We start from the raw sequence: 14,892 nt of genomic DNA on the forward strand, positions 1-14,892 counted from the left end.
ATTACTCCCCCGAGCTCAAGTCTTTGCGTGGTTTAGGATCGACCACACTACTCTCGCGATTTGTCTGGCAATCAATGGCGGAACCGCGTTGCCAACCTGGACGAACTGCTGGGTTCTATTCCCGAGGAACAGGTAGTCGTCAGGGAAGGATTGAAGTCGCGCCGCTTCTCTTACTGTAAGACTCCGGCATTGACGGGGATCCCAATGGATGAATGCATGCCCGTCTCTTGATAGGTGGCTGGTGACTGTGTTTGAAGGCTTTCCCTTGAGCTGAACTCGAAAACGATCCGAAAACGAGCCGCTTTCCCAGTTCAAGTGATCGGGTGCTAGTTTCTTTGGAAAGTCACGGCTTGTGGGGGACTTCTTGTGCTCCCGTGCGAATTCCGCGCAGAACAGGTACCGCCCAAGGTCCGACTTCATGTGACCCCGAGTCTCATGGTTAAGAACCGAGCGCTGTAGCTTGGACTTCAGCTGATCAACATACGGGTTTCTGTCCTGTGTGTACTTGGCGGAGCTGCGCGGGAGAGCGCCGGATGGCGTTAGAGAGGTGAGCGTCGCCACCAGCTGCGGGTGTGATTTCCCAAGAATTCGGATGAGGCGGTCTCTTTCGGACTCCATCGCCATTCTCCACTCATCCGAGTCGTCTTGCTTCCGGCTCAGTCCGCTTCTCAGTCTGGGTAGTCCCTCCAAGGCTTTCTTTACGCTGACCTGTTTAACTACGTCGAGGCCCGGAAGATCTTCAATTCCCTCGTGGACCAAGTCCTCCCGAACCCCCATGATGATGACGCGATGTCTCGCCTGCGGGATTCCGTGGCTCTCACACCTGATGATGAAAGCCGAGGGGTCGTCAGACACTAGAGCGCTCGTACGCTTCTGACCTTCTTCAACGTGAATCGGAAGAAGCACATAGCGATCTCCGTTCTTGCCTTCCTTTTTGTCCTTTCTCAGGGCCGCAGCAGGGTCGGAAAGGTCGCGCATGATCGCCGCGAACATTTCCTTGTTGCCGACTTTGGAGGTGAGGATTCCTTTCACGTTCTCCATGATGAACACGGCAGGTGAGAACTCCGCGAGGATGCCCAAGTACTGCTTATAGAGAAAGTGCTTCTTGTCGCCTTTGGATGAGAATCCCTCGACATGCCGCTGCCGGGCACGGCCCACGACGGAGTATGCCTGGCAAGGAGGCCCCCCGATGAGGATCATTTGTTCATAATGATCCTTGACCTTGTTGATTCTTGAGTAGAGGGCCAGATTGTCCGCTTCTTCCCCAAGGGTAAGATTAAGGGCTTCGTGTTCTGCTTCCTTCCAGAGTGCTCCCCAGCGGCCGCTGCCAAAGTGCACTGCAGGCGGTAGGGCCTTACCTTCAGCCACTTCATCCAGGTAGTCGTAGTACTCTGCAGGCACCTGGCCCTCTTGCCGAATAAGAAGGCGATAGAACGCTCTTAGAAGGAGAGTTGAGTGTGCCGACTTCTCCATCTCTGCGGATACTGCGAGCTCGAAAGGGTACTGCGATTCGTCTTCGCTGGACTGAAAGCTGCTGAATCCCTCGCCGAGGCCGCCGGGACCAGCAAAAATATCAATTACGCCGATGTGCTTAGGTACTGCGGTCAAGACGGAGTCTCTGCTAGATGGTTGATGTAATGAGTTCGGCGACCAGGTCAGCGCTGATGTCGAGAATCAGGGCAAAGAACACACGGCCGGAGATGGTTGTGCGCAGAAAGCTCTGGGCAAGAGGATTCCGCTTTGGCCTTCATGCGAAACGACTCGCCGGCAAGCCGGACCTCGTGCTCCCTAAATGGAGGGCGGTGGTATTTGTGCATGGATGTTTCTGGCATAGGCATCCTGATTGCCCATTTTTTCGACTTCCGAAGACCCGACCCGAGTTCTGGGATGCCAAGCTGCACGCGAACCAGCAGCGCGACGCGTCTTCGATAGCTTCCCTGCGGGGAGAAGGTTGGCGTGTGGGAGTGGTTTGGGAGTGCGCAATCCGCCTCGATGCGGGCGAGTCGGTGCAGCAGCTGAGTCAGTGGCTTTCGGGCGGAACCCACGGCGCGGAGATTCGGGCGCGCCATGGCGCTGTCGCAACGGAGCCCTTGAATAGCATGAGCTGAGAGAGCCATTTGCGTCGTCCAGTCCTTTGTCGAAATTCGCACTCTGTCCGGGCACACCCCTTTTCCCGACTCGGGAGGGGCTAGGTAGCCCACTCCCCCAGCCTGACCAAGGCCACGGGAGAGGTGTTTGCGTGGCCACGCGGAATCATACCAGGGCATCGGCTCGCAGCGGTGATTCTTTAGTCCCATCCATCCGTTTCGGTCCGGCTCTTGACACGTCCGAGGGCGCTGCGGCTGGGTTCCGGCTCGGTCCCAAGCCCCCGTGAGCGGCGGCTCATCCCGTTCCCTCCTCCCGGTTGCCTAAGGCGTGGGACTTGAGGATGCAGCTCTTTCGTCGCAAGCCCTGAGACAGGAAGCAGCCGAATACGTCATTCATTAGGCGGTGCCAACCGAAGTGCGAGAACCAAAAGGAACAAACGATTTCCAATCGTTCGGAGCGACGTTCATGGTGTTCCCCGGAGCGTAGAAACTCCTCTGGTTAGGAAATGTTGGACGTCCCTGTGTCGGGAGGGTGGCTAATACAACACCTCCTGAGGAAATACGCCCGCCGGATCTAGCCAGACGGTTTCTAACCTCCCGACCCCCTTGCCATCCCGGCGAGGGGCGATCCTTACAGGAGGTCCAACATGCATGCGCACTGGGACGATACGCCCTACGACGAAGACCATTCCCATCCAGCTCCTGAGCGACCTGCGGCCCCCGCCGCCGCAGGTTCCAGGCATTGCCAGCCACTCGATTTCGCCGAGGACGCCAAAATCCCCTTCATGAAGCTCCAGGGCCGCTGGCTCCGCCAGATGGGCTTCAACGTAGGCTCCAGGCTGAAGATCGACGCCGCAGAAGGCGTCATCACCATCTCCCTCATCGGCAGCCCCGTCATGCCGCAGAACGGCGTTCCCAAAAGTCTGGAGCGCAAGATCCAGTACGCGGAGGTTGAAGCCGACAAGCGCCAGCCTATCCTCAGCGGAGATCCGCGATGAGCAAGCGCGTGGTGATGCGGGTGAAGGTGGCCGACAGCCTGCGTCACCACTTCCAGCAAGCGGCATGGCGTACCAACCAGACGCCGTCGTACCTGCTGCGGAAGATGATGATGGGCTACGTGTGGCTGGCGGACGAACCGAAGTCCATCGACCTCACCGTGGTAAGCAACTCGTGCTGGCACTCGGAGCACCTGGATGCGCCTGGGGAACAGGCTTAGCTCGTAAAGGGCCGGGGTGGCATCCCGGCCCTGTCGGTTCAGGCCTCGGCCTTGGTTGCCAAGCTCACGGTCCGGCGGCCGCCTGCTTCAAGCTGACCCAGTAGCCACCGGCGTGCTTTTGGACAACGAGCGCCTGATACGTCTTCAGCATGGTCAGCAGCTTGGCGTGGCCGTAGACCTTCGGCTTGAAGTTCGGATGGGAGTCCCTGAGGTGCTGACCTACGACCTCCAGCGGCACCCGCCCGTTGGGCACCGTAGGGGCAAGTTTCACCACGGTGGCCAGCACGAATGGCGGGCTTTGCTTGGGTAGGGGGGCGGGCGATGCTGCCTTCTTCGCCACTGCCTTCACTGCCTTCACTGCCTTGGCCACGGGCGTCACTTTTGGTTTCGCTGGCGCAGGGGCGTTCACAGCCTTCTGTTCCTTGGGCGTCCACTCGAAGAATTTGTCACACGCGTTTCGCAAGCCGTCGGGGCTCTTGGCGCCGCCTGCAACGTAGACGGTTGCGCCGCGTTCCCTCAGTTTGCGGCACAGGTAGGCGAAGTCGCTGTCGCAGGTGACCAGGCAGAAGGTTTGGGCGCGCTTCTCCAGCAGCAGCTCCAGGGCGTCCAAGGCCAGGGCAATGTCGGTGGTGTTCTTCCTGGAGGCGTAGGGGAACTGCAGGCAGGTGGTGAACGACTGCCGGACCAGGACCGGTTCCCAGCCCTTGTCGAGCGTGTTCGGGTTGCCGTAGCCCCGGCGAACGGTCACCCGACCGGCCTGCGCTGCCTTCTGGAGCGCGAACTCGGCGATATCCGGTGGCACGTTGTCGCAGTCAATCAGGACGGCTACGGTCGCTTCCGGGGGTTGGAGGGCCATTGCATTTCCTTGTGCTGGGCCGGGGTGCCGGTAGGCGGACTATAGACAATCCCTTTGGGAGTTGCGTGGGGGGGTGGGGTTCATGGCTTCGGGGGCTGCCGACTAACAGTCGGCGCTACCGGGGTGTGGTGGCGGTACGGGGGTGTGGTAGCGCTTGGGGGCGTTTGGCGGCTACGCTGGGTCAGGCCATGTGCATTGCTCGGGTCTGGGATTCGCGTACGTTGCCAGCGCGGGCATAGCTGTCCAGGATTTCAACGTCGCGGTTGGTCAATCCACTCATTTACAGCTCCCTGGAAGTACGTGGATCAACCGACCTTGTACTGGGCCAGGATCGCCCGAACGGCATCCTCCATCCGCTTCCAGTCTTTCAGGAAAGCGCGCTTGTAGCTCAGCGTGATGGAAAGGCTGTTGTCCAAGTCCACGAAGTAGTGCGTGCAAAGCGCGGAAACAGTGCCATCCACAGGGGTGACCTCGTTGCCTTCCAGCACAACGCCGTCCTTGCGGTGCTCCGCGTTGTCGCACTGGATGAAGGTAGCGATGGCATCGTCACTCGTTCGAGCAACATACCAATCCGGCTCGAATGCAAGGTTGCGGGGAAAGGGACGCCCGGTCTTGGCTTCCTGGTCGCGGGCATAGGCGCGCCGGAGCTCTTCGTTGATGGCGTAAGGCGTCAGACCCATCCATTCGGCCTGCGGCTCCCTCAGCTCAAGTCGCGCGGTCGGGTCACGACGCTGAAGGGAGCCTTCGTCGGTATGACCATCGTTGGTCACCCGCCGCGCCATGGCGCCCTTGATCGGCAGGCGATCAATGAAGTCGATCGAAACCGAAATTTCCTTCAGGAAGTCGTTGGTGCGTGGCGCGGCACGCGCGCCGGGCAAAGTGGGCTCCATTTCCGGCCACTCCAGCTTAAGCGCCAGGCCTTCACCCTCCGGACCTATCTGGTTGTCGAAGTAGTTCGCTGGAATACGGAAGGTATGGGGACCCAGCTTCACCTCCACCGGCGCATTGGTGTAAACGTGGCCATTGATGGTGCGGCCTTGCTCAACAGCTTCCGACATGCTCGAAGTCCCTTCTTGTTCAGGCGGCGTCGTCTGTGCGCACGCGCTGGCGCTCAGGGCGATGGCGAGTGCCAGTGGCAGGCATCGGCCGGGTGAAGTCAGGCGCATTGGCCATTCCGTTGCGTTGGTTGGGGTCAACTATAGGCAAAGGGTCGTCAACGGGTCAGGAATGAGACGGGCGGGCTGGCGGCGCCGGGGATCACCGGCATTGGAACCAGCCGGTCTACCTGAGGGGCGAGGTTCTATTGCCAGCCCGGGATGGCTGTCGCATGCTGCCGTTCTCAAAGGGAGATTGAGTCATGGCGGGAACGAAGGCCGTTCTTATCGGGTTGGCGGCTGTCGCGGTGATCACGGGGTTTTCCGCCTGGAAGTATTGGCCTGCGCCTGTGCATGCTGTCGGCAGGGAGGCTGCCTTTGAGCATGCAGCAACGCCTCTGCCTGCCGGACCGCGCTTGGTGCTCCCGGTAATTGCATTGGAACCGGCGGCCTTGGAAGAAAAGGTGGCGGCCTTCCGTGACCTGAAGTCGCGCGCCGAACGCGGTGAGCGGGTTGCGCAGCGGGAATTGGCCGACACCTACGCTACCTGCTTCAGTGCCAGGTTCACCGCGGATGAGGTGGCGCGCGGCGAGGTGTCGGCGTTGCTGTCCGTTTCTACCCCCGAAAGCATTGCCGTGGCCCTGCAGATCGTGGCGAAGCGTATTGCCGATTGCCAGGCCGTTGGAGGTGGCAATCTTTTCCCCTCTATCGATAAGTTGTACGCCGAAGCCGCTCGCAACGGTGACCTGCTTGCGCAGATGGCGGTCATCACCAGAGGGGGGCAAGCGCTTGCCCCGGCTGAATCCACCCGGCTTGTACAGCGGCTAATTGCCTCGAACGATCCGGTTGCTGCGTTCAACATGGGGCAGCTCATCTTGGGCGGGCGCCCACGAACCGGTAAGTTGAAGTATGACAAGGTGCTCGAAGGGACGGTTTCATCACTTGCGTGGGAGATCGCCGCCTGCCGGATGGGGCTCGATTGCGGCCCTGGCAGCACCGTGATGGACGACGCGTGCCTGTTCTCGGGCATCTGCACGCATCAGACCTACGAGGAGCACGCGCGCTCGTGCTCCTTGCCATCCGCGGCATCGGGTTCGCTTGACCAGCAGATTGAAGAGATCACGCGCCTGTTCAAGCAGCAGTGCCCTCCGCCGCAGACCGAGCGCGATGGCGTTTGTTCGCTGCGGGTAGAGTGACTGGGTAGGAACAGGGGAGTGGTATGGGGGCGAAGAGAGTTGGGCTCTGGTTGGGAGCGGCGATAGTTGCGGCGTTGCTGGGCTTTGCGCTGTGGCGCAGTGGCTTGGCAGCGCCGCCGCCGCCCGGTGCGCCCGCTGCAACGGCTCAAGCGGCGCAGTTGCCTGATCTGCCCGAGGTGCCTGCCAGGAAGGAAAGCGCTCAGGTCAGCTACGGTAGACCGGCACAAGCGGGCTGGGTGAAGGACTTTGAGGCGCTAAAGGAGCGCGCCAAAGCCGGAGATGCCGTGGCCCAGCGCCTGCTGGCAGAGACCTATGACGGCTGTTACATGGTCAATTTCGACCGCGAGGGATTTTTCAAAGACCTGCAAGTCAGGCGGGAAATGCTTGGCGATCCGGCCCATGCTGCTGTGCTGGACCAGACGGCGCAGGAACGCGCTTTGCGATGCGATGCGGTAGATGGCGGCGTCATTATTCCGTTGGCGCTGATTCGCGGCTGGTACGCGCAAGCCGCCGAGAACGGTGACCTGGCCGCACGACTGATGGACAACGCGCTGAGCCAGAAAAAGCTCGATGCCGCGGAATCGGCCAAGCTGGTTGAGGAGGTTCTGGCCTCGAATGATGCTGCGGCCGTGTTTGCCATTGGCAACACAGTGGGCAGTACTTACCGGGGCGCCCCAGACGACCCGCTCGCGGCCTTGATGATCGGGGAGCAGTCCAGTCCCGCATGGCAGGTGGCAGCCTGCCGCATGGGGTACGACTGCGCGCCGTCCAGCATATTGATGGGGTCTTTGTGCCTGGCGACCAACGCATGTGCTGGAGATGGCTACGAGGAATTCTTGATGAAATCCCAGCGCACTGACGCGGACAGGCGGGATCTGGAGCGCAGGGTTACGGAGATACTCCGGTTGGTCGAGGGGCGATGAGAGTGGGTGCATTGCTGGCTGCGCACCGGTGGCCACATCGCATCGAGCAGATGCAGGTCGTAGTCCTCGCCGTACACCAGCGCCGCTTCGCGGGGCGCCAGGTCGCAATACCTCAACAGCGTGGCCTCATCCATTCCTGCGTCGATGTGGTCGATGGCATAGAAGGTGAGCATGGCCTGGTCGAACTGCTCAAGCCAGGTTGTATCGATCTGGTCCATGGGTGTTCCGCAAGCCCCCTTGAAAATGACGTTCGTGATCTGGGTCACTTCGCCTGCTTGATCGCAGGGATACCCTGCTTGGGCCTGCTTTTGGTAACCGCTGGGATCAACCAATTGGGACACGGAGACCCCTATGAAATGGAAGCTTCTCGGTTGTTCATTCTTCGCCTGCCTATCCAGCGCCACTTGGGCGCAGGTGCCCGATCCAGACTCCGATCAGGGCAAGGAGATGCAGGTATTGGTGAAGAGCTACATCGCGGCGCACCCTGAAGTGTCCATCGACGATGCGATCACCCGGCTCGCGGTTCAGACCGAAATCCTGCAGCCAATGCAGGATCTTCGGCAGGAGTTCGCAGGCCGATTGACTGCGATCTCCATCCAACACATACCGGACCAACACATTCTCGTTGAACTGAAAGGGTCGTCGCCTGTGCCCAACAGGACCCTGACAACTGCCAGCGGGAGCACCCGGATCGTCATCGAGACTGGCCACCGCCATACTGAGGAAGAGTTCTACTCGATTGTTGAGAAACATCAGGACCTCCTCTATAGCTCCATACCCGACATCACTGGCTTCTCCGGGCGCCCAGGCGACGACCTTCTTGAGGTCTACATTGCGGGCAATGAAGCAAGCGCCGAGGAACTGAAAGCGACCCTTCGAAAACTTGAACGGGTTCTGGGTCTTGCTATTTCCCTCAGACCAAACATGCCCAGATCAGTCAATCTGGAATACATCCAAGGCGGGGCGGTGCTCTAGAACAACCCGTGTACTGCACTACCGGATTCCCGGCCATGCATACGGCTTGATCCGCATCAGCTGTTCCACACCAACCCGGCGGGCGGCCAGATCGCCTCGCTACGATCCAGGTCGTAGTCATTCCCGATGGCCACCGCAGCCTCCCGGGGTTCCAGGTCGTAGTAGCTGATCAGCAACCGCTGGTCCAGTTCCGGGTCGTGTGCCTTGAGGGCAAACAGGCTGCGCATGGCGTCATTGAGCTCTTCCAGCCAGTCGGCGTCGATCGTGTTCATGGGGTTCCTCCGAAGCGGACGGCAGGATGGCCCACGGCCGTCTCACAGCTTGGGACGGAGGCGAACGAAGTGCCCAGTTTCTTGAAAATCGCCCGAAACCTATCGTTCCAAGGCTTTCCATAGCCTCAGGCCATGCGCGCTGGCTACCCGTTGTTAAGATATCTGGGCCAGCCTGCCTTCCCACGTCTACAGAGCGAAGGGATCTGGAGCGGAGGGTTACGGAGATACTGCGGTCGATTGAAGGAACGTAACAGCGTGTTCCTCTGAAGCAAAAAAGCTCGAAACAAGGACGCTAAAGGTTGGCCAGACGAACGATACTCTTGGTTGCCACGCTCGCCGCTGTAGCCATTGCCGGCTACGTGGCGCGGACGCACTCTAACGTGCCGCCTGTTCAAGCGGAGGCTGGCGAAGATGCTGCGGCCTCTCCCGCGCCCATCAGCAGGCCGCTGCATCAAGAGCGGCGCGCGGTTGCGCAGTTGGGCTCGGCCGAGCTTGCCAGGACGACCATGGAGTTCGAGGCGTTGAAGCTACGCGCGAAGCAGGGAGATGCCGCTGCACAGCGCGAATTGGCCTTGACCTACGAAAAATGCGTGGAAGCAAACTACAGGCAGGACGAGTTCGTGACCCTATACGAATGGAAGTCGCAGCATACGCGCGACCCGTCCCAAGCCGCAGCGAGGATGCGGACTGCCCGGGAGCGGGCAACGGTCTGCAAGAGCGTTGATGGTGGCGCAGTGGTTCCAGGCGAGCTCATCGCGGGTTGGTTGGAGCAGGCAGCAAAGAACGGCGATCTGGCTGCACAAGCCAGGGTAGCTGCCTTCACTGGAAGGTCCTTCGACGAAGAGGAAGCGAACCAGTTCATCGAGCGCGTCGTGAAATCGAATGATCCGGCGGCGATGTTCATGATGGGCATCCTGGCAGGCGGACGGGCGTTGGAGGCGACCGGGCAAAAGTACAACCACGTGGTCACCTCTTCGATTGATACTGACGCCTGGATGGCGGTGGCATGTCGGATGGGATACGACTGCAGTGCTTCGGGTGATGTCATGGGCACCCTGTGTCTTGATACGGGTATCTGCGAACGGGACTTGGAAGACTTCCTGCGATCTGGATTCAAATCGGATAAGGAAATGCAGGAATTCGACCGGAAGGTCGCGGAAATATCGCGCCTGGTCCAGGAGGAATAGCGGCCGCCGACGAGGTCAGCTGTTCAACCCCAACCCATGCGGCCGCCCAACGCCCCAAATTCGTGGAGTCTTCCGAGAAGCCGATTGTTCCACGGCGTTCCATAGCCGCAGCCGATGCCTCCGGCCTCCGCCTGTTAAGATATCCGCGCCAGCCAGCCTTCCCACCTCTACAGAGCGTGTGGTTGGCCGCTCCTCCCAGCGGCCACGCGAGCCAGGATCCTTCCTCTGCCTCTCACAAGGACGCTCGCATGCACCCTCGTTCCCTGTTCCGTTCGGCCGCCCTGGCGCTGGCCGTCAGCCTGACCCTTGGCGCTCCGTCCGCCTTTGCCGCCGAAAAGGCCGGCACCACCGCAGCCACCACTTCCGTCCAGCGCACTGCGGTGGCGCAGGGCCTTTACGAGTTGGCCTTCAGCCCCACCCAGAACGCGGTGTTCGTGGCCTCGTCGGGCGGCTTCGGCGATGCCGCCGGCCCGGCCCAGGTGCTGCGCCTGAACCCGGATTCGCTGGCCGTTGAAGCCAGGATCCCGCTGGAGCGCAAGGCCTTCGGTGTGGTGCTGGACGACGCGCACAACCGCCTGTACGTGGGCAACACCGTGGATACCTCGGTGACCGTGGTCGACACCGCCAGCAACAAGGCCGTGGGCATCGTGCAGCTGATGGAAAAGAAGGTCGGCAAGGATGGCAAGGCCGGCTATACCCACGACCTGCGCGAGCTGGTGGTGGATTCCGCGAACAACCGCCTGTACGTCACCGGCCACTCCGGCGAAGGCAGCGTCCTGTTCGTGGTGGATACGCAGTCGCTGAAGCTCATCAACACCATCCCCGGCCTGGGCAATGCCAAGGCGCCGGGCCTCACCCTGGACGCGGCCAACAAGCGCGTGCTCACCTCCAACCTGCTGGGCGAAGTGGTCACCGTGGGCACCGACACCGGCAAGGTGGAGCAGCGCTTCAAGGTCAGCGCCGAGCAGCCGATGAACCTGGCCCTGGACCCGAGCGGTAAGCGCTTGTTCGTGACCGACCAGGGCCTGGAGATGATCCGCAAGTACCAGGGCAGCAGCATCCCGGGCTTCGTCTCCAAGCATCCGGGCCAGCGTGTGCTGGTGCTGGACCCCACCACCGGCAAGGAACTGGCCAGCATCGCCACCGACGCCGGCCCACTGGGCCTGCTGCTGGATGCGCCGCGCAAGCGCCTGTACGTGACCAACCGCGAAGCGGGTACGGTGACCGCGTATGACAGCGAGAGCTACAAGCAGGTGGGCAGCTATGACGTGCCGACCCACCCGAACAGCCTGGCGCTGGATGCGAAGAAAAACGTCCTGTACGTGACCATCAAGAATGGGGACAAGGACGAGAAGGGGAGTGAGGAGTCTGTGGCGCGGATTGCGCTGTAAGGGATTCCGTCGGCCGTAACATGAATTTTGACCGTAACATTCGACGTGTTACGGCGAAATTTCATGTTACGGCCGTAATGATTGAAGCAGCGGTGGGGCTGTCTCTTCGGCGGTTTTCCCCTCGGCTGTCTGGAGTGCGGTGCCTTCGTTGTAGGTCATGCCGTAATCGGGTGTTGCACCGTTACGTGCAGTCGACTGGGGTGCGACCCTACCGAGGCAGTGCATCGCAGTGTCAGGTTCACGGCGACCGGCGACCGGCGACCGGCGACCGCCGTCTGGTGCCCGGTGCCCGGCGTCCGGCGTCCGGCGTCCGGCGCGAGGTAGATGGCGCGCTGCACTAGGCGCTCCGCGACGTGATGCCGCCGAATGGCGGTAGGGTCGCATCCCGATCGACCGCCGATAACAACGCAACGCGCGGTGGCGCATTACCAGCATCGAATGCGGCTCCTGGCGGAGCCGCAACGCCGTGTCCATCCCTGCAACGACGGCGTCGCGCTGCTCGTCCCAGGTTGCTGCGGCGAAACTACGCGTTCACATCCACCACCAACCGCCCACGCACCTTGCCTTCAAGGAACGCCGGGAATACCTCCAGCACCTTTTCCAGCCCAATCACTTCAACGGTGCTGGCCAGCTTGCCCAGGTCCAGGTCGGTCGCCAGCCGCTTCCACGCCTCGGCACGCACGGCGTGCGGCGCCTGGACCGAGTCGATACCGGCCAGGGTGACGTTGCGCAGGATGAAGGGCAGCACGGAGGTAGGCAGGTCGGTACCCTGCGCCAGTCCGGCGGCTGCCACCACTCCGCGGTATTTCGTCTGCGCCAGTGCGTTGGCCAGCGTTTGGCTGCCCGCCACGTCGACCACGCCGGCCCAGCGCTCGGCATCCAGCGGGCGGGTGCGCGGTTCGGCCAGGGTGGCCCGGTCGATGATCTCGTCGGCGCCCAGGTCCTTCAGGTACTGCGCATGTTCGGGTCGGCCGGTGGAGGCCACCGTGCGATAGCCCAGCTTGGACAGGATGGCCAGGGCGATGGAGCCCACGCCGCCGTTGGCGCCGGTCACCAGGATGTCGCCGTGCTCGGGCTTCACTCCGCCGTGTTCCAACGCCAGCACGCACAGCATGGCGGTGTAACCGGCGGTACCGATCGCCATCGCGTCCTTGCTGCTGATGCTGTCGGGCAGCTTCACCAGCCACTCGCCGGGGACGCGCGCGCGCTGGGCGAGCCCGCCGTGGTGGGTCTGGCTTAGGCCGTAACCGTTGAGCACCACGCGGTCGCCTTGCTTGAAGCCGGCGTTGGTTGATTCCAGCACGGTGCCTGCCAGGTCGATGCCGGGAATGAGCGGGAACGTGCGGATCACCGGCGAGGCGTTGGTCATCGCCAGCGAGTCTTTGTAGTTCAAGGTGGAGTAGTCCACCTGCACCAGCACATCGCCTTCGTGCAGGTCGGCTTCGTCAAAGGTCACCAGTTGGGTGGAGACCTGGCCGTCTTCTTTCGTGGCCAGCAGGGCATTGATTTTCATCGGCAGTGATCACCTGGGGGGACATGGTCTGCATGCTATGGTCGCACCGTGGTTGCCACAAGAACTACGATTTCCCATAGGTACTATGGTTTTCAGGAGTATCCCGCAATGGCGCGGCGCGTATATGGCAAAACCGGCTGCAGCGTGGAAGCCACGCTGTCGGTCATCGGCGGCACGTGGAAGCCGGTGATCCTGTTCTACCTGGTGTCACGCACGCGGCGCTTCATGGAGCTGACCCGGCTGATTCCCAACGCCACCCAATCGATGTTGACCAGTCAGCTGAGGGAGCTGGAGGCCGACGGCGTAGTGGTGCGGCATGTGTACCCCGAGGTGCCGCCGAAGGTGGAGTACCGGCTGTCGGAGCTGGGAAGGACGCTGGTGCCGGTGCTGTTGGCGATGCGGGATTGGGGGGATTCGTACAAGAAGATGAACCGCTCGAAGGACGCCGAGGAAGGCGGTGGTGCAGAACTGTGACCTTGCGCAGGTGGCGATAGGAATTTTCCTATTTCCTCGTTGATTTGATCGGCCCAGACTGTGCAAGAAACAGGTTCGCTGGAAACTGGAGCAGTGAAAGACAATGACTAGGGACGTTCGTGCAATTCTGTTGGCAGGCATTGCCCTGTTTGCTGCAGTCGGCATCGCTGGGTGCGGGCAAGGTGCGGACGTCGCGCAGCCGATCCAAACCACGAAGGAGAACTCGGCAATGCGCAGCGAAGTTCCGCTTACTCGACCCCTATCGTTGAGCAAAGCCGGTGAGGTGGTCAATGTGGAATTTGAGCTGCCTCCGCCAGGGCCGAATGCCTATGCTTCATTGATGCTGGGGCTTCGGATAGCCAGGGCAGATGCAGAGTCCTCTACAGCGCTGTCGTTCAAACTTGTTGAGTCAAAAGTGGCGGCCAAGGTTCGATTGATCCGCGTGCAGGAAGGTGCCATCACAACGGTGCCCCTTATCCGAAATCTGTCCAATCTGCGCGATCGGGTCGAGGTCGCGCCGGACGGCAGCGTGCCAGGACTGACAAATTCAGGCGTGGACACGACGATGCTGGAAGAGGCGGGTCTGCTGGACCCTGCGCTCCACTACCACATCATGAAGTTTGCGACCGCCGAGAACGTACAGCCGGGCCACTACCGTCTGACCATTGATCTTGACTCCGATCACCCGGAGCTTCAGAACGAAGAAACCGAGTTGTTGGTGGCCTACTTCAAGAAGGCGAAGTAATCAGTGAGCAAGGACGCGCCCTATACCGTCACCGTGTACGTTGCGGCCCCTGGCACGCCACTGCTCCAAGGTGGAACATCAGCAGCTGGACACATGTACCTTGCTGTGGAGCACGGCGACTGGTCGAGGAGCTACGGTTTCGCACCAGCCCGGCATGGCGCTTCCAGCGGGCCCGGCGCCGTGACGTACGAGGACGTGGTCGAATACCAGGATCCGTATTACGCACGAACGATGGAGATATCCAAGGAGCAGTTTGACCGCATCGTCAGCTTTGGCGAGGACGCGGCAGCGCACGGCTTCAAAATGGAGTACAGCGGGCTGTCCAACAGCTGCATCGACTTCACCTGGGGTGCGCTCAACCACGCGGGGCTGCACAGGCAGGTCAAGTCACAGCAGGATGCGAACTTCGAGGGTGCGCTCAAGCCTCTGGACAACAAGTCTGAGATCCAGAGCATTCGAGCGCCTTATCCCCATAGCGAGCTGAACAGCGAAGTTCATCATGCGATGCCGAAGCGTTCGCTGATGCAGCGGCTGATTTCGGAAAATGGTGAATACGAAGGCGTCGGCCGCGACCCCATGATGTCCCAGATCCGGGAGAAGGTGGCAGAGCTGGACGCCGCCAACGGCCGGTCGTTCGATTCCACCAGCGAGCGGCTCAGTGCGAGCCTGTATGTGCTGGCCAAGGAGAACGGCCTTTCCCGCGTGGACCACGTCATGCTCAGTGAGCGAACCACGCATGCATCGGCGGCGGAAAACATCTTCGTCGTGCAGGGCGAGCGCAACGACCCGGCGCATCTGCGCGCTTCCATGCCCACGACCCAGGCGGCGCAGACCCCGCTTGAAGCGTCGCTGGAACGCGGCGAGCAGTTGGCCAACGACAGCAAGCTGACCCAGCAGCTGGCGGCGCAGGCCGAACAGACGCAATCGCAGGAGCGTGAGGCGGCTGTGCGGCAGATGGGGTGA

Annotated in this window: 17 protein-coding genes; 11 read left to right on the plus strand and 6 right to left on the minus strand. The window is 61.4% G+C overall.

All coding sequences use genetic code 11. The features are described from left to right. Window positions 1-15: 15 nt before the first annotated feature. Window positions 16-1,608 carry a DNA cytosine methyltransferase gene (locus FSZ13_RS15600; RefSeq protein WP_145481305.1) on the minus strand — a complete coding sequence of 531 codons (1,593 nt, stop codon included), beginning with the start codon at window positions 1,606-1,608 and terminating at the stop codon, window positions 16-18. A 29-nt stretch (window positions 1,609-1,637) separates the two neighbouring features. Here FSZ13_RS15600 and FSZ13_RS15605 point away from each other — a divergent pair, with 29 nt between their 5' ends. The 3 genes from FSZ13_RS15605 (at window position 1,638) to FSZ13_RS15615 (ending at window position 3,303) form a co-directional block, all read left to right on the plus strand. Further along, window positions 1,638-2,108: a very short patch repair endonuclease gene (locus FSZ13_RS15605; protein ID WP_260844214.1), complete on the plus strand. Its 471-nt coding sequence runs from the start codon at window positions 1,638-1,640 to the stop codon at window positions 2,106-2,108. Between the two features lie 626 nt (window positions 2,109-2,734). After that, window positions 2,735-3,085, plus strand: a complete 351-nt coding sequence (locus tag FSZ13_RS15610) for a SymE family type I addiction module toxin (protein WP_145481309.1) — start codon at window positions 2,735-2,737, stop codon at window positions 3,083-3,085. Then, window positions 3,082-3,303, plus strand: coding sequence for a hypothetical protein (locus FSZ13_RS15615; protein WP_145481311.1), 222 nt, complete (start codon window positions 3,082-3,084; stop codon window positions 3,301-3,303). Before FSZ13_RS15610 ends, FSZ13_RS15615 begins: the two co-directional genes overlap by 4 nt. Window positions 3,304-3,367: 64 nt before the next feature. On the opposite strand, the gene FSZ13_RS15620 is transcribed toward FSZ13_RS15615, so the two are convergent. Both FSZ13_RS15620 and FSZ13_RS15625 read right to left on the minus strand, forming a co-directional pair. Further along, the gene (locus FSZ13_RS15620; RefSeq protein WP_145481313.1) at window positions 3,368-4,159 is read right to left on the minus strand and encodes an NYN domain-containing protein; all 792 of its coding nucleotides are present in this window, start codon (window positions 4,157-4,159) and stop codon (window positions 3,368-3,370) included. 305 nt (window positions 4,160-4,464) lie between these two features. Then, window positions 4,465-5,325 (minus strand): hypothetical protein, encoded by an 861-nt coding sequence (locus FSZ13_RS15625; protein WP_145481315.1) that lies wholly within the window; start codon window positions 5,323-5,325, stop codon window positions 4,465-4,467. Window positions 5,326-5,516: 191 nt separating this feature from the next. On the opposite strand from FSZ13_RS15625, the gene FSZ13_RS15630 reads away from it, so the two are divergent. Both FSZ13_RS15630 and FSZ13_RS15635 read left to right on the plus strand, forming a co-directional pair. Beyond that, complete coding sequence (locus FSZ13_RS15630) at window positions 5,517-6,449, plus strand: hypothetical protein (protein WP_145481316.1); 933 nt, start codon at window positions 5,517-5,519, stop codon at window positions 6,447-6,449. A 74-nt stretch (window positions 6,450-6,523) separates the two neighbouring features. Next, window positions 6,524-7,372, plus strand: coding sequence for a hypothetical protein (locus FSZ13_RS15635; protein WP_145481318.1), 849 nt, complete (start codon window positions 6,524-6,526; stop codon window positions 7,370-7,372). Here the strand turns inward: FSZ13_RS15635 and FSZ13_RS18825 are convergent. Beyond that, window positions 7,273-7,713 carry a hypothetical protein gene (locus FSZ13_RS18825; RefSeq protein ID WP_313955410.1) on the minus strand — a complete coding sequence of 147 codons (441 nt, stop codon included), beginning with the start codon at window positions 7,711-7,713 and terminating at the stop codon, window positions 7,273-7,275. The genes FSZ13_RS15635 and FSZ13_RS18825 overlap by 100 nt on opposite strands. A 10-nt stretch (window positions 7,714-7,723) precedes the next feature. On the opposite strand from FSZ13_RS18825, the gene FSZ13_RS15645 reads away from it, so the two are divergent. Continuing rightward, on the plus strand, window positions 7,724-8,347 hold the full coding sequence (locus FSZ13_RS15645; protein WP_145481320.1) for a hypothetical protein: 624 nt from the start codon (window positions 7,724-7,726) through the stop codon (window positions 8,345-8,347). Between the two features lie 56 nt (window positions 8,348-8,403). On the opposite strand, the gene FSZ13_RS15650 is transcribed toward FSZ13_RS15645, so the two are convergent. Continuing rightward, entirely contained in the window at window positions 8,404-8,619 is a 216-nt protein-coding gene (locus FSZ13_RS15650) for a hypothetical protein (protein WP_145481322.1), read from the minus strand. Window positions 8,620-8,939: 320 nt separating this feature from the next. Here FSZ13_RS15650 and FSZ13_RS15655 point away from each other — a divergent pair, with 320 nt between their 5' ends. Both FSZ13_RS15655 and FSZ13_RS15660 read left to right on the plus strand, forming a co-directional pair. Next, on the plus strand, window positions 8,940-9,806 hold the full coding sequence (locus FSZ13_RS15655) for a hypothetical protein (protein ID WP_145481324.1): 867 nt from the start codon (window positions 8,940-8,942) through the stop codon (window positions 9,804-9,806). Window positions 9,807-10,054: 248 nt separating this feature from the next. After that, window positions 10,055-11,197 carry a YncE family protein gene (locus FSZ13_RS15660; RefSeq protein WP_145481326.1) on the plus strand — a complete coding sequence of 381 codons (1,143 nt, stop codon included), beginning with the start codon at window positions 10,055-10,057 and terminating at the stop codon, window positions 11,195-11,197. A 523-nt stretch (window positions 11,198-11,720) separates the two neighbouring features. Here FSZ13_RS15660 and FSZ13_RS15670 read toward each other — a convergent pair. Next, window positions 11,721-12,710 carry an MDR family oxidoreductase gene (locus tag FSZ13_RS15670; RefSeq protein ID WP_145481328.1) on the minus strand — a complete coding sequence of 330 codons (990 nt, stop codon included), beginning with the start codon at window positions 12,708-12,710 and terminating at the stop codon, window positions 11,721-11,723. Window positions 12,711-12,818: 108 nt separating this feature from the next. Here FSZ13_RS15670 and FSZ13_RS15675 point away from each other — a divergent pair, with 108 nt between their 5' ends. The 3 genes from FSZ13_RS15675 (at window position 12,819) to FSZ13_RS15685 (ending at window position 14,892) form a co-directional block, all read left to right on the plus strand. Beyond that, a complete protein-coding gene (locus tag FSZ13_RS15675) occupies window positions 12,819-13,184 on the plus strand; it encodes a winged helix-turn-helix transcriptional regulator (RefSeq protein ID WP_145481330.1) in 366 nt (121 codons plus the stop codon). A gap of 229 nt (window positions 13,185-13,413) precedes the next feature. Further along, a complete protein-coding gene (locus FSZ13_RS15680; protein WP_145481332.1) occupies window positions 13,414-13,929 on the plus strand; it encodes a hypothetical protein in 516 nt (171 codons plus the stop codon). 93 nt (window positions 13,930-14,022) lie between these two features. Then, window positions 14,023-14,892 carry an XVIPCD domain-containing protein gene (locus FSZ13_RS15685; protein WP_260844215.1) on the plus strand — a complete coding sequence of 290 codons (870 nt, stop codon included), beginning with the start codon at window positions 14,023-14,025 and terminating at the stop codon, window positions 14,890-14,892.

The organism is Stenotrophomonas rhizophila, assembly GCF_007667275.1.
GTDB classification, from domain to species: Bacteria; Pseudomonadota; Gammaproteobacteria; order Xanthomonadales; family Xanthomonadaceae; genus Stenotrophomonas; species Stenotrophomonas maltophilia_AE.